9 protein-coding genes are annotated in these 14,500 nt (G+C 68.8%); 7 read left to right on the top strand and 2 right to left on the bottom strand.

Annotation, left to right across the window (positions count from 1 at the left end):
* The first annotated feature begins 371 nt into the window (after positions 1-371).
* Both BHE97_RS01500 and BHE97_RS01495 read left to right on the top strand, forming a co-directional pair.
* Positions 372-2,426, top strand: a complete 2,055-nt coding sequence (locus tag BHE97_RS01500) for a hydantoinase/oxoprolinase family protein (RefSeq protein ID WP_087622248.1) — start codon at positions 372-374, stop codon at positions 2,424-2,426.
* Positions 2,423-4,024, top strand: coding sequence for a hydantoinase B/oxoprolinase family protein (locus BHE97_RS01495; protein WP_170931187.1), 1,602 nt, complete (start codon positions 2,423-2,425; stop codon positions 4,022-4,024). Before BHE97_RS01500 ends, BHE97_RS01495 begins: the two co-directional genes overlap by 4 nt.
* Positions 4,025-4,039: 15 nt before the next feature.
* Here BHE97_RS01495 and BHE97_RS01490 read toward each other — a convergent pair whose 3' ends face one another.
* Together BHE97_RS01490 and BHE97_RS01485 are read right to left on the bottom strand one after the other, a co-directional pair.
* Positions 4,040-5,263 (bottom strand): helix-turn-helix domain-containing protein, encoded by a 1,224-nt coding sequence (locus BHE97_RS01490; protein WP_087622246.1) that lies wholly within the window; start codon positions 5,261-5,263, stop codon positions 4,040-4,042.
* Positions 5,264-5,376: 113 nt separating this feature from the next.
* Positions 5,377-7,392 carry a prolyl oligopeptidase family serine peptidase gene (locus BHE97_RS01485; RefSeq protein WP_087622245.1) on the bottom strand — a complete coding sequence of 672 codons (2,016 nt, stop codon included), beginning with the start codon at positions 7,390-7,392 and terminating at the stop codon, positions 5,377-5,379.
* Between the two features lie 378 nt (positions 7,393-7,770).
* On the opposite strand from BHE97_RS01485, the gene BHE97_RS01480 reads away from it, so the two are divergent.
* The 5 genes from BHE97_RS01480 to BHE97_RS01460 all read left to right on the top strand — a co-directional run bounded on the left by BHE97_RS01480 (position 7,771) and on the right by BHE97_RS01460 (position 14,474).
* A complete protein-coding gene (locus BHE97_RS01480) occupies positions 7,771-9,426 on the top strand; it encodes an ABC transporter substrate-binding protein (RefSeq protein ID WP_170931186.1) in 1,656 nt (551 codons plus the stop codon).
* A gap of 64 nt (positions 9,427-9,490) precedes the next feature.
* Positions 9,491-10,441, top strand: a complete 951-nt coding sequence (locus tag BHE97_RS01475) for an ABC transporter permease (RefSeq protein WP_087622421.1) — start codon at positions 9,491-9,493, stop codon at positions 10,439-10,441.
* On the top strand, positions 10,438-11,292 hold the full coding sequence (locus BHE97_RS01470; protein WP_087622243.1) for an ABC transporter permease: 855 nt from the start codon (positions 10,438-10,440) through the stop codon (positions 11,290-11,292). The genes BHE97_RS01475 and BHE97_RS01470 overlap by 4 nt, the downstream gene beginning before the upstream one ends.
* Positions 11,292-13,028, top strand: a complete 1,737-nt coding sequence (locus tag BHE97_RS01465; protein ID WP_087622420.1) for an ABC transporter ATP-binding protein — start codon at positions 11,292-11,294, stop codon at positions 13,026-13,028. The genes BHE97_RS01470 and BHE97_RS01465 overlap by 1 nt, the downstream gene beginning before the upstream one ends.
* A 138-nt stretch (positions 13,029-13,166) precedes the next feature.
* Positions 13,167-14,474, top strand: coding sequence for an FAD-dependent oxidoreductase (locus tag BHE97_RS01460; protein WP_087622242.1), 1,308 nt, complete (start codon positions 13,167-13,169; stop codon positions 14,472-14,474).
* Positions 14,475-14,500: the final 26 nt, after the last annotated feature.

Raw genomic sequence — 14,500 nt, 5'->3', positions numbered from 1 at the left:
AAGTAGAAGGCCCCCGATTATCGCTGGGATTCCAGTTTTGTCGGGGGCCTTCTTCTCGTTGGCATCGGCTTTGGCTCTGCCCACATCTCTGGGCATCTACGCTTCGGTTGCCTGCACTAGGGGACAGATGCGCGAAGGCAATGCACACCCTCGCATCAACAAGCCGTTGTGGTCAAACTTCATGAGAGGCCATCCTGCGATCCCCTCTCTTCATCAAAAAGCCCTCGAGTCGCGCCTGATGTCGCGTCGGACGAGATGGTTTCGCGTCAGATGTCTATGCCCATGACTCCAGGATGCGGCCAGAATGACACGAAGGCCGAAGCGTTCGCAGTTCGGGACGTGGTGGCGCCATCAACCAGGAGGCGGTCGACATGCGTAAGCCCGAGAAGTCCTCGCGTGTAGGGATCGACGTCGGAGGCACCTTCATCGACTTTGCCGCCATCGACATCGGATCGGGACGGGTGAGCTTCGAGAAGCAGCCGGCGAGTGCGGGGCGTCAGCACGAGGAGCTGCTCGACGGTCTGCACCGCATGGGGTTGAGCGGTGCCGACGTCTCTCAGCTGTTCCATGGCACGACCGTCGCGATCAACGCCCTGGTGCAAGAGCGGGGCGCACGGGTCGCGCTGGTGACCACGGCGGGATTCCGGGACGTGCTCGAGATCGGGCGCGGCGGCCGCCCGGAGATCTACAACCTTCGCTTCCGAGCGCCGGCCCCCCTGGTGCCTCGCGCGCGGCGCCTGGAGGTGGCCGAGCGACTGGACGCGTCCGGGAAGGTCCTGCAACCGCTCGACGGAGAGTCGATCGCGACCACGGTCGCCCAGCTCCGCGAGGCCGATCCTCAGGCCGTGGCGATCTGTCTCCTGCACGCCTACGTGAACCCGATGCACGAGCTCGAGCTCGCCAAGGCCCTCCGGGCGGCGTTCCCTGAGGTGCCCATCACGATGTCCCACCAGGTCGCGTCCGAATGGCACGAGTTCGAACGGACCTCGACGGCGGTCGTGAACGCCTTCGTCCAGCCCGAGTTCGCGTCCTACCTGGACAATCTCACGCGCGCGCTGACCGACGACGGTCATGCCGGAACGGTCGGGATCATGCAATCCAACGGCGGTGTGTTGACGGCGAACCGCGCTGCACACCTCCCGGTGCGCACCCTCATGTCGGGCCCGGCCGGCGGCGTCGTCGCCTCGCGGGAGCTCGCCCGGTCCCTCGACATCGCGCACGCCGTGTGCGCTGACGTGGGCGGGACCACGTTCGACGTGGCCCTGATCCTCGACGGGGACCTGGTCGAGAAGTCCGACGCGACGATCGGCGGCAGGCCGGTCCTGAGCTCGCTCGTCGACATCACCTCCGTCGGAGCCGGAGGCGGGTCGGTCGCGTGGCTCGACGGCACCGGAGCACTGAAGGTCGGGCCGCAGAGCGCGGGCGCGGTCCCCGGGCCGGTCTGCTTCGGCAAGGGCGGCGATCGGCCGACCGTCACCGACGCGCAGGTCCTGCTCGGCAGGCTCGACCCGACTCGCTTCCTCGGAGGGCGCATGACGCTCGACGTCGAGCGAGCTCGTGACGCCGTGAGGGCGCACGTGGGCGACCCACTCGGACTGTCGGTGACCGAGGCCGCGCTCGGCATCCTGCGGATCGCGGAGTCGAACATGACGAACGCGATCCGGGCCATCACGGTCCAGCGGGGTTTCGACCCGCGTGACTTCGCGCTGATCTCGTACGGCGGCGGTGGCGGACTGTTCGCCGCCCTGCTCGCGCAGGACCTGGGGATCGACACGGTGGTCTGCCCTGTCGCTGCCGCCAACTTCTCCGCGTGGGGGATCCTCGCGAGCGACTACCGCGAGGACATCGTCCGCACCAGGCTCCTCGACCTCCAGGGCTCCCCCCAAGAACTCGTGGCCGACCTCGCCGAGCTCGCTCAGGAGATCCGGGAGGTCATGAGCGCGTACGGACCGTCCGACGCGGTCGAGGTCGCCCATACCGTCGATGCCCGCTTCGTCGGGCAGCACCACACAGTATCCGTCCCGATCGAGACGGCGTGGCTGGAGGACCCGGCGGCACTGGTCGCGGGCATCGAACAGGGATTCCGTCGTCTCCACGACCGGATGTACGGCCCGCGCACACGCGACAACGTGCTCGAGATCGTCACGCTGCGCGCACATGGGACGCTGCCCGTGGAGTCGCCTCGGCTGCCGTCCCTGCCCGACGCCCTCTCGACTCCGGGCCCGGAACTCAAGCCGGTCTACTTCACCGACGTCCCGAGCAGCGCCGCGGTCCACCAGCGAGCAGACCTGGGTGCCGGCGCGCGGCTGGTCGGTCCGGCCGTGATCGAGGAACCGACCAACACGACGCTCGTGCCACCCGGATGGGCGGCCGGGACAGAGCCGTCGGGGCACCTCGTCCTGACCCGCGAAGGAGCTTCCGCATGACGATCGACCACGCGGCCGACCCCATCACCGCCGAGGTCGTGCGCAACGCCCTGGTGGCGACCACCCATGAGATGAACAACATCATCGTCCGCACGGCGTTCAATCCCCTGCTGTTCGACACCAAGGACTTCGGCATTGCCGTCATCTCCGCCGAGGGCGAGCTGTGGGCGGAGGACTCCGGTCTCACCGCGTTCATCGGGTGCATGCCGGCCATCGTGCAGACCGGTCTGGACAAGCACGGAGCCGATCACTACCGACCCGGCGACGTCTTCATCGTGAATGATCCCTACCTCACGGGAACGCACATCTCCGACACGACGGTGTACATGCCCGTGCACCAAGGCGCGGACCTCGTCGCGTTCGTCGTGGTGACAGCGCACTGGGCCGACGTCGGCGGACGTACGCCGGGCGGCTGGGACATGACGTCGACCGAGGTCTACCAGGAGGGACTGAGCTTCACGCACCAACGGTTGGTCCGGGAGGGAACACCGGTCGAGGACATGCTCGAGCTGATCTCGGCGAACACCCGGTTCCCCGAGATCGTCCGCGGCGACCTGGACGCGCAGATCTCCGCTTGCCGTGCCGGCGTGGACCGGATCCGTGCCCTCTGCGACCGCTACGGTGCGGACGGCGTCGTTGGCGCGATGCGGCGCACGATCGCCGCCACGTCGGCGAGCGTGGCGTCGCAGATCGCCGCGCTCCCCGACGGCACATACTCCCAGTCGATCGTGATGGACTACGACGGCATCGACCCGGACGTCCGGCCCGAGGTCTGCGTGCAGGTGACGATCGAGGGAGACCGGATCAGGGTCGGCTTCGACGGCACCAGCCCCACGAGCCAGGGCTCAATGAACATGACCGCGATCGGCACGCGCAGCGAGGTGCTCTCGGCCGTCAAGGGCCTGATGAGCCCGACTGACCCGACGAATGCGGGACACTTCCGTCACGTTGATGTCGTGCTGCCGCCGCACTCCTTGGTCAACCCCGAGCGCCCGGCGGGTAGCGATGCCTTCGGGTTCGTCGGTGCCGCCGTCATGGAGCTGGTCGTCAACGCGCTCGCGCCGGTGTTTCCGCAGACGAGTCGCGCCGGCTCGTACCAGCTGTTCGGCGTGTACCTGCTGCGCGTCGACCCGCGTCACGGGGACCCTTTCATCATGATCGATCCCCTGGACGGCGGACACGGCGCGCATGCCTCGGGCGACGGCAGCACCGCGATCTTCACGCTGGACGGCGACACGCTGAACCTGCCGGTCGAGGTCATGGAGAACCGTTACCCCCTGCGGTGTCTCCAGTACGCGCTCTCGGCTGACTCGCGCGGATCCGGTCGTCACCACGGCGGTTACGGTCTCGTGCGTGACTACCAGGTGCTGGAGGAGGGCACGGTGCTCAAGTACGCCAATGAGAACACGAGGAACGTGCTGTCGAAGGGAGTGGAGGGCGGTCTCGATGGCACGCCGAACCAGGTGATCCTCCGCCCGGGGCAGCCCGACGAGGTCGTCCTGACGGACCGTGGCAACGAGGCGGGCGTCCTGCGCCCGGGCGATGTCGTGCGCACGATCAGCGGGGGTGGCGGCGGCTGGGGTCAAGCAGCCGGGTGATCCGAGGCCGACGCCTCATCCGCGCGTCTTGCGGTATCCCGCGGTCAATGTCCGGATCTTCAGGCCGAGGTGCAGCATGAGACGGTCGGACCCCGACCCGAGGTCGCAGCCGGAGAGCTCCTCGATCCGCTTGAGGCGCTGGTAGAACGTGGCGCGGTGGACGCACATGACGGCTGCGGAGGCGCGGACGTCTCCAGCATGGTCGAGGAAGCATTCCAGCGTCTCCATCAGGAGGCCGTGGGGATCGGCCGCCTCGAGCGTCATGAGGGCGGGGACCGACGCCACGGCGGCGATATCGCTGCTGTTCATGCGCAGCAGGAGCTGGTAGGGGCCGAGCTCGTTCCAGCGGGCGAGCGGCGCGAACGTCGGCACGAGGTCGGACGCCCTCGCCGCCATCAGAGCCTGGCGGTAGGACACGTGCAGGTCCTCCAGCTCGGTGACGACGCCGCCTAGACCGAAGGTCGTGTGGGGTCCGCTGAGATCGGTGCCTGGCATGCGGGAACGGATCTGCTGTCCAAGCGTGTCGATCCGATGCCGCGACCACGGCTCTGACCCTGCGAGCAGGATCCAGGCCCGCGCGGGTCCCGCGACGGCCATCGCGCTCTCCGAAGGCGTGCGGCCGACGGCCTCCTGGACCGCGATCTGGAGTTCGGGATCCCCGGTCGTGACGTCGGCGAGGGTCGACGTCCGTACCGCCAGCACCTGGTAGGGGCGGGGCTGTTCCGGAAAGACCTGCTCGGCCCGGAGGTCCTCGACGGCCTGGGCGCGTGCCGCCTCGTCGGAGGAGACGAGCTCGCGCAACACCGACTCGTGCCGGTTGCGCAGCCGCTCGCTCGTGAGGCGTCCGCGGTAGAGCAGGGCGCCAGCGTGCGCGGCGGCGCTCACGGCTCGCGTGACGTCGTCGCCGCTGATGGGGTGCTGCGGCCAGTCGATCAGCCACAGGTAGCCCAGGAGCAGACCGTGGCAGCGCACGGGCACGCACAGTCTCCTGGTCAGACCCACGTCGGCGTCCTCGACCCAGCCGGGCTCGACCCAGTCGGCGATACCCATGGCTCGGATCAGCGTGACGACGTCGTCGGCTACCTCGCGGTTGAGGATGGAGTGCGAGCGAAGCTCGTCCTCCTCGCCGAAGTGGCGGCTCGACGCCAGCAAGCGGATGGACGTGTCGTCGACCGCGACCGAGCGCTGCAGGCGCTGGGCCAGGTCGTCGACGACGGCCTGGAGGGTGTCGAAGTCCATAAGCGTCAGGGCATTCGGTCCGGGACGGGGAGGCCGACGCACGGCGTCGCCGCGAGTCGGGTCTCCCACGGTAGCGCCCGCGGGGGTCGACGCGGTCACTCGTGCGGAGGTGGTCACGAGTGGGCCGGCATATGCCGGGCGAACCAGTCGACGATGCGTGTGCACTGGTCGATGAGCGCGGGGAACCCACGGACGCCGTGACCCTCGCCGGGGTAGACCACGCAGACCGACAGGACTCCCGCGATCACAAGCTCGTGGTGGAACTCGATCGAGTGGATGGGCGGCGTGCAGAAGTCCTGGTCGCCACTCATGTGCAACACCGGCGTGCGAACCCGGCTCGCGTGCATCACGGGACTGCGCTCATGGTACCGGCCGCCAGGCACGTGGGGATCGGCGCCCATAAAGAGCTGGTCGAACGCGGGGTGGTTCGCCGTGTGATGCTGGGTGTACCAGTTCGTGACCGGAGACATCGGCACGGCGGCGGCGAAGCGCGTGTCCTGGGTGACCAGCCAGGCCGACATGAAGCCACCATACGAACCGCCCATGACCCCGATCCGGTCGGCGTCCGCGACACCCCGCTCGACCAGTGCGTCGATGCCGCTGAGGAAGTCGTGGGTGTCGACGCCGCCCAGGTCGCCGACGACCGCCCCCGAGAAGTCCTGGCCCCGACCGCTGCTGCCGCGGGGGTTCGGGTGCAGGACGGCGTAGCCGTGGCTCACCAGCAGGGGAGTGTGGACGTGCCCCATCATCCACCGGTTGCGGTACGCCCAGATGGGTCCGCCATGGGCGTACACGACCAAGGGATGGGGTCCGGGTCCCGCGGGTGTCGCGAGGAGACCCTGGATCTCCCATCCGTCCGGGGCGGACCAGCTGACCGACTGAAGCGTGCCCGCACCGGCGATGACTCGCTCGGTCTGGTCGTTGCGGAGGCTCGCCACGACGTGGACTCCGTCGGCCCGTAGCCAGGCCAACTCCGGGGGTCGGGTGTAGCCGTGGTGGACGATCGCGGCCGACCCGTCGGGGAGGAAGGACGCCTCCGGGTAACGGTCGCCGCACGTCATGTCGCTGACCCACGTCTCCAGGCTGAGCCCCGTGCGGAGGTCGTGGACCCCGGCGACGGTCTCTAGTCCGCGCTGTCCGACGAACGCGAGGCGGTGCGGGTCGAGCCAGGTGAGTTGGGTCACGTCGACGCCAAGGGTCTCGATGCGTGCCACCGATGACTCGTCACCGTCGCTGGTATCGATCAGGAGGACGTCCCCGGCGGCGACCGTCCGCGCGGCGATCCATGCCTCGACGACCGCGACGCGCCGCCCGTCGGGGCTGGCCGTGGGCACGCCGAGCTGACGTGCGGAGACGTGCAGGACCAGGCTCTCCCGACCGTCCCCCCGCTCGACCAGGGACATGCGGTGCAGTTCGGCGTCGTACCAGTCCGACTCGCTGGCACCGGCGCTGACGAGCGCCGCGACGGCGCTGGAGCCACACCACACGGCCTCCCACACGTTGAGATCCGTGGAGACTCGGCGCGACTCCCCACTCGCGACATCGTGGACCCAGAGGCTACGTCGCTGGTCGTGACCGGCCCCACGGTCGACCTGCGGCGTCCACGCCGGGACCGGTCCGTCCGACGTCGGTGCGATCGCGCCGGAGCCCTGTCCGCCAGCGGCATGCGCTCCGAGTCCGGCGACACCCAGCAGCACCCGCGTGCCATCGGGGGACCAGTGCAGGTACTCGACCGTGCCGTCGACCCGGTTCGGACGACGCACCCGTCCCGAGGCGAGGTCAAGAAACGCCAGCTGGTACACGCCCGACGTCCCGGCGTCGCTACGGAAGGCGATCGTGCTCCCATCGGGGCAGACCCGGGGGTCGAGCTCTTCGGCGTCGGCGTCCGTGAGCCGGCGGACACCGTCGTCGTCAGCGACGAACAGGCGCGGCTGCTGGGGCGTGTCGAGAGCCGGCAGGAGGTGGCCGACGAAGGCGATCGAGCGGCCGTCGCGGAATGCGGCTGCCGAGGTGGCGCTGACCGGCCGCGCGGAACCGCCCGCATAGGCCGCGGCCAGGTAGTCGGCCGTGTGCTCGAAGCTCGCGGTGCCGCGGAGGTCACGTGCCCCCGGATCAGGTAGCAGGGTCATGCGGATCCTTCCGTGGGGACGTGCCGCGTCGTCACGCTGACGACGGCCTACCTCACGCTAGGACGCTGACCGGGACGGTGTGACCCGACAACGATCGACCTCTCAACCCCGAGTTCTCGACAGATGTCGGGTGGAGAAAGCTCTCGCTCCGCAGACCTGATGGTCCGGTCGGTGCGCTGGGAACGGGGACGCGAGCCGCGTCGGACCGGCGCCGGCACGACAGGTGTTGCGTCGGCCCCGCGAAAGTCGCTACGGGAGTCTCTGGTGAGGGCCTCGAAGGTCGGGCCACGATTCTCGGAACGTCCTGGCCGAACGTCGAGCCAGACGGGATCTGGGCGGGCCGCCGGCCCGCAGGTCGACCGACAGCGAGGTGTGCACATGCGTGGAACACGGCAGGACCCCAGGACGCGGATGCCCGTGCCCAGGCACGGGCGGGCCCGGGTCGTCGCGGCGACCGTGCTGGCGATCGGACTGGCGACGAGCGCCTGTTCGGCGCCGAACTCCTCGGCCTCTGACGAACCTCGGGAGGCGAGCGACCCGCAGGTGCAGGTCGTCAACTGGGGCGTGTCGGCGGCACCGCGCAGCCTCGACCCCGCAGGCGGATACGATGGTGCGTCGCTGTTGGTGAACGGCCAGCTCCTCGAGGGGCTGACGCAGGTGAGCGCTGACGGCACCGTCGAGCCGAGGCTGGCGGAGTCCTGGTCGGAGGAGGCGACCTCGATCGTCCTGACGCTTCGCGAGGGCGTGACGTTCTGGGACGGCTCACCGCTCACGGCTGACGACGTCGTCTTCTCGCTCTCCCGGTACGCCGACGCAGGTGCCGGGTCGGAGCTCGCGGGGTCCTTGACGAAGGTCGCAGGGGTGCGCGAGACGGGCGACCTCGAGGTCACCCTCGATCTCGCCTCCCCGGACCCGCAACTCCTGAGCATCCTGGGTGTGATGGGCATCATGAGCCGTGCTCACGCCGAGGCGGCCGGCGCGAATCTGGGCACGCCGGACGGACTCGTGATGGGTACGGGACCGTTCGAGGTGCAGAGCTACTCCCCGAGCACAGGCGTCAAGACCGTCCGGAATGACGACTACTGGGGCCCGGCCCCGACGGTCCAAGCGCTGAACTTCGAGGTCGTGACGGACCCGGACTCGCTCCGTCTCGCCATCGAGAACGGTGACATCGACGGCACGTTCGACGTCCCGATCCAGAACGCCACGACCTGGGACCGCAGCGGCGACATCCACATGACCTATGCTGATGCCCCCCAGAACACCATCCTGCCCCTCGACACCTCGCGTCCGCCGTTCGACGACGTGCACGCCCGACGGGCCATGGCCTACCTGGCAGACCGGGAGGGCTTGGTGGAGTCGCTGTTCGCAGGGCACGGGCTCGTCACCGACCGATCGATCGTCCACCCAGGCCTCTGGACCGGACTCCTGGACGACGGGGAGATCGACGATCTCTACGAGTCGCTGCCGTCCTACGCCTTCGACGTTGAGAAAGCACGCGAGGAGCTGGCGAAGAGCGCCACCCCGGACGGGTTTGAGCTCGACGTCGTCTACGCGACCTCGGCCAGCCACTTGGGCAGCGCCCTGCAGTCCATCGCCCAGTCGGCCGAGGAGATCGGCATCACCATCAATGTCGTGGGAGTTCCCTACGCCGAGTACTTCGAGAAGCTGCGAGCCAAGGCGAACCCGCTCGCGGTCGTGACGGTCGGTGCTGATGCTCCCCTGCCGACCACCATCTTGGAGACCGTCGTCGCTCCGCTTGACCAGGACGGCAACCTCAACTTCGCCAACTACGATTCCCCCGAGATGACCGATGCGCTCGTCGCTTTCGCGGCCGGCCAGGACACCGAGAGAGTCGATGCGGCGCGGACGGCAGTTGAGCTGCTGTCGGAGGACATGCCGTACGTCCCGCTGTTCGCGACTGACCGCCCCATGGCGCTCGGCGCGGAGGTCGTCTACGCCGATGCCGACTTCAGCTACTGGTCTGGTCCCTTCTCCTGCTGGTCGTGCCGGCTGAAGGCGGCGGCGGAGTAACGGGCCGACGGCCCGTCCCTTCGCGCCGTCTCATCACTCAACAGACCAGGAGGTGCCCGTGACGATGTTCTACTGGATCGCTCGGCGTCTCGCGGCGATCGGGGCGACGCTCGTCGTGCTGTCGTTCGTGGTGTTCGCCCTGCTGTACCTGGCGCCCGGCCGGCCGGAGGAGGTGCTGCTCGGCACGCGTCCGGCCACCCCCGAGACGCTCGCGGCCATCCGTGCGAAGTACCACCTCGACGAACCATTCCTGGCCCAGTACCTCCACTGGGCGGGTGACGCGCTCAGGCTTCAGTTCGGCGAGTCGATCCAGAGCGGGCAAGCCGTCACAGCGGTCATCGGTGAAAGACTCCCGATCACGATCATGCTCGCGGCGTACGCCGTTGCACTCGTCGTGGTGGTGGCGGTGCCGTCGGGACTGCTCGCGGGTGCCCGTCCTGGGTCCCGCTTCGATCGAGCCGCCACCATGGTGAGCACGTTCGGCTTCGGCGCACCGGCGTTCGTGATCGGCATCGTGATGCTCTATGTCTTCGGCATCGTGCTGGGTTGGTTCCCGGTCTACGGCGGCGGATCGGACGATCTCCTCGACCGTCTGCACCATCTGACCCTGCCCGCGCTCGCCCTGACGGTCAGTGTCGCGGCGATCGTGTTCCGCCAGACCCGGGCGGCGACCATGTCGGTCACCCACGCCGACTACATGACGTTCGCGAGCACCCGGGGGCTGCCGCGTCGTCTGGTGTGGGGACGCTACCGGTTGCGGAACAGCTCGCTGCCCGTCATCACGTCGGTGGGGGCCATCGTCGCCTTCTTTCTGACGGGAGCCGTGGTGGTAGAGCAGGTCTTCTCCCTTCCCGGCATCGGGTCTCAGCTGGTGGGCGCCGTCAATACGAAGGACGTGCCGGTGATCCAGGCGCTCGCTCTGCTGATGGCGGCATTCATCCTTCTGATCAACCTGATCTGCGACGTGGTGTATCTGCTCGTTGACCCCAGGCTCCGGAAGGCGATGGTGGCATGAGCACCGATGTGATCGTGACCGTCCCGTCGCGACGGAACCGACGGTGGTTCTCGCCGCTGACCCTCGGGTGCGTCCTCGTGACGGTCGTCCTGGCGGCCTGCGCGCTCCTCGGGCCGTGGCTCAATCCGTTCGATCCGCACACCCAGGATCTTCTTTCGCCCTCGCGTCCCCCGGGAGACGGCCATCTGCTGGGGACCGATGCTCTCGGTCGCGACATCCTGGGTCGTCTCATCGAAGGCACGCAGGCGGCGCTGGTCGGCCCGGTCGTGGTCATGGTGGGTGGGTCGGCGCTGTCGATCACGCTCGGGCTCGCCGCGGGCTACTTCGGGGGGCGAGTCGAGGCCGTCATCATGCGCTTGGTCGATCTGCTCTACGCGGCGCCCGCCCTCCTCGTCATCATCATCTTCGTCGGGATGGTCGGGGGTGGCTACTGGGGTGCGGTCGTGATGCTGATCGTGCTGTCGGCCCCCGCCGGGACCCGCATGATCCGTTCGGCCGTCCTGGGCCAGCGCCACCTGCCGTATGTGGAGGCGGCGGAGTCGCTCGGCATGTCCAAGCCACGGATCATGGCGGTGCACCTGCTGCCGAACATTATGCCCACCGTGGTCGCGAGCGCGCTGTTGGAGTTCGTCGCTGCGCTGGTCGGGCTGTCGACCCTGTCATTCCTCGGGCTCGGTGCTCCCATCGGGTCGCCGGAGTGGGGACGCATGCTGACCGAGAACCGCGAGTTCCTCGAGCTCAATCCTTGGGGAGCGATCGCCCCGGCCATCCTCATCGTGGTCGCGGCGCTGTCCGCGACCGTGCTCGGTGACGCGATCTCCTCCCGACTGTCCCGAGGGAAGGCGGAATGATGACCGACACGTCGACGCGACAGCATCGCGAGGTGCGGGACGGCGAACCAGCCGGTCCTGACGATGGAGTTCTGACGGTCCGCGACCTGCGGGTCACGGACACGGCCGGTGCGGAGATCCTCAAGGGAATCAGCTTCGACGTCGCGCCGGGCGAGACCGTGGCGCTCATCGGAGAGTCCGGCAGCGGAAAGTCCATGACGGCCAAAGCGCTCATGGGCGTGCTGCCGGCCGGGTTGAGCGCGTCGGGCGACTGCCGGCTGGGGACGCAACCGCTGCTGCGGCTCGGCGACCGGGAGCGCCGTGCGGTCTCGGGGGCAATGATCAGTCTCCTGCTCCAAGACCCGTTCACGATCCTGAACCCGCTCACGACCGTGGGCACTCACCTCGCGGAGAGCATCACCGCCGGCGGGTCCCCGCCCGGTGCCGCGATCGCGGACCAGGTCAGGGAACGGCTCGAACAGGTGGGCCTCGGCGAGATCGAGGAGCGGTATCCCTTCGAGTTGTCCGGCGGCATGCGACAGCGCGTGGCCCTCGCCGCCGCGATCGCCCGGGATCCAGCGGTGCTGATGGCCGACGAGCCGACCACGGCACTCGACGCGACGTCGCAACGTCGCCTCCTGCAGCTGCTGCAGCAGAGTCAACGTGCACGCGGCATGAGTCTGCTGTTGATCACCCACGACCTCCGGGTCGCGCTGTCGATGAGTGACCGCGTTCTCGTGATGCGGCACGGCGAGATCGTGGAGTCCGGCACTGCGGCTCAGATCGGGAATGACCCTGCTCACTCCTACACGGCGCAGTTGCTCGCCTCCGAGGTTCCCGTGCGTGAGCGGCTCGTGCAGCTACGCCCAGTGCCACGGCCAGCGCTCGACCCTGCCCCCATCAGCGACCATCCCTCCCGCGTTTCCGCGAAGAGCGGCGACCTGCTGAGGGTGACGGGCCTGAGGAAGGCTTACGGCGGAGGCCGTCGCTCATCGGTCAAGCAGGCGCTGCAGGGCGTCGACCTGGTGGTCGGGGAGGGTCGGAGCGTCGGCATCGTCGGTGGGTCGGGGTCGGGCAAGACCACGCTTGCTCGGTGCGTCTTGGGGCTCGTGACGGCGGACGCTGGAACCATCGAGCTGACGAGCGACAGCGAGGGCTCGATCGACATCAGCGATCGGTCGGCGCTGACGACGACCGCACGCGGTGCCGCGACCCGCGCGATCCAGTGCGTCTTCCAGGACCCGTACGCCTCGCTCAACCCGTCCCACACCGTTGGCTTCACATTGGCGGAGGCCGTCGGTCAGCGCCTGCGACTCGCCGGCACGCGGGGCAGTCGCGCGGAGATCGCCGACGAGGTCGAGGCTCTCCTCGACGAGGTGCAGCTGGACCTCGCCCTCGCCTCCCGGCAACCCGGCAAGCTGTCAGGCGGTCAACGGCAGCGTGTCGCGATCGCCCGTGCGTTGGCGATGCGGCCGCGGCTGCTGGTCTGTGACGAGCCAGTGGCCGCGCTCGACGCGTCCGTGCAGCTCGAGATCCTGGAGGTGTTCCGGAGAACGGCCGAGCGCGGGATCTCCATGCTGTTCATCACCCATGACCTGGCCGTGGCGCGGCAGGTCACCCAGGACCTCGTCGTCGTCTGCGAGGGCGAGGTGGTCGAGCGTGGCAGCACGGAGGACGTGATCGACGCGCCCTCGCACGAGTACACCCGCAACCTCGTGGCGGCGGTGCCCACGGGCAAGCGGAGCTGGCTGGACTGAGGTCGACATGACACCGGTCCCCTGGGCAACAGGTGTCGTGTCGGTCTGGTCGCGAACGTGACTGTGGTCCGATGCCGGGCGAGCCGTCGCGGACCAGACTCCAGATGACGAACGTGTGACGCTCGAGGAGGACAGTGAGTGCCTGACAAGGAGACTGCCGACGCCATCGTCGTCGGCGCAGGAGTGATCGGGTCATCGATCGCGCTGGAACTGACGAGGTCGGGACGACAGGTCGTCGTCGTCGATCGAGCGGGCGGGGCGGGACTCGGGTCGACCAGCGCGTCGAGCGCGGTCGTGCGCTTCAACTTCTCGACCGCCGCCGGTGTCGCGGCGGCCTGGGAGTCCTACGCCGGCTGGGCATCATGGTCGGCCCATCTCGGTCACGACGTGGGCGATGTCGCCCGGTACGTGCGGACCGGTCTGGTCATGCTCGACGTCGATGCCGCGCCGCGCTCGGCCTACGTCCCGTTGTTCGAAGAACTCGGGGTGCCCTACGAGGAGTGGGACAGTGCTGAGCTCGCGTCCCGGGTGCCGGGTCTGGACGTCGGGAGGTACTGGCCGCCGCGAAGACTCGACGACCCTCGCTTCTGGCACGACGCGACGCAGACCCTCGGCGGCGTGTTCACACCCGACGCCGGTCACGTCAGCGATCCGCAGCTCGCCGCGCAGAATCTCGCCGCCGCAGCAGTCCGCGAGGGAGCACGGTTCCGATTCCAGAGCACCGTCGCGGCTGTCCACCGGTCAGGAGATCGGGTGAGCGGCGTGGAGCTGGACGACGGTTCGACCATCTGGGCGTCGATCGTCGTCAATGCCGCCGGCCCGTGGTCGGGAGGGCTCAACGAGCTGGCGGGTGTCGGGGGTGACTTCACGGTCAGCGTGCGCCCGATGCGGCAGGAGGTCGCCCATGTGGTTGCGCCGGGTGGAACAGGTGACGCGACGCAACCCCGCCCCGCTGTGGCCGACATGGACCTGGGAACCTACTTCCGATCCGACGTGGGTGGTTCGTTGCTGATCGGTGGCACCGAGCCGGCATGCGATCCGTTTGAGTGGCTGGACGACCCGGACGACGCGCACCTCCAGCCGACGAGCGCCGTCTTCGAGGCGCAGGTGACCCGTGCCGCACGCCGACTCCCGGACCTGGGAGTTCCCAACCGGCCTCGAGGAGTGGCGGGTGTCTATGACGTCTCGGACGACTGGACCCCGATCTACGACCGCACGGACCTAGCGGGGTACTACGTCGCCATGGGCACGAGCGGTAACCAGTTCAAGAATGCTCCGGTGGTCGGATGCATGATGAGGACGCTGATCGACGAGGTCGAGCACGGCGCTGACCACGACACGCTGCCAGTGGTCTACACCGGCGTTCACACGGGCCTCGAGATCGACCTGGGTGCCTTCTCGCGACGGCGCAGCCGTTCAAGCACGACCGGGACGGTCATGGGCTGACTAGTAACGCTCCGTCGGTACGGTCC

The sequence above is a fragment of the Aeromicrobium sp. PE09-221 genome (genome assembly GCF_002174305.1).
Taxonomy (GTDB): Bacteria; Actinomycetota; Actinomycetes; order Propionibacteriales; family Nocardioidaceae; genus Aeromicrobium.
The sequence above is the reverse complement of the archived record's forward strand: the minus strand, read 5'-3'. Positions and strand labels throughout refer to the sequence as shown.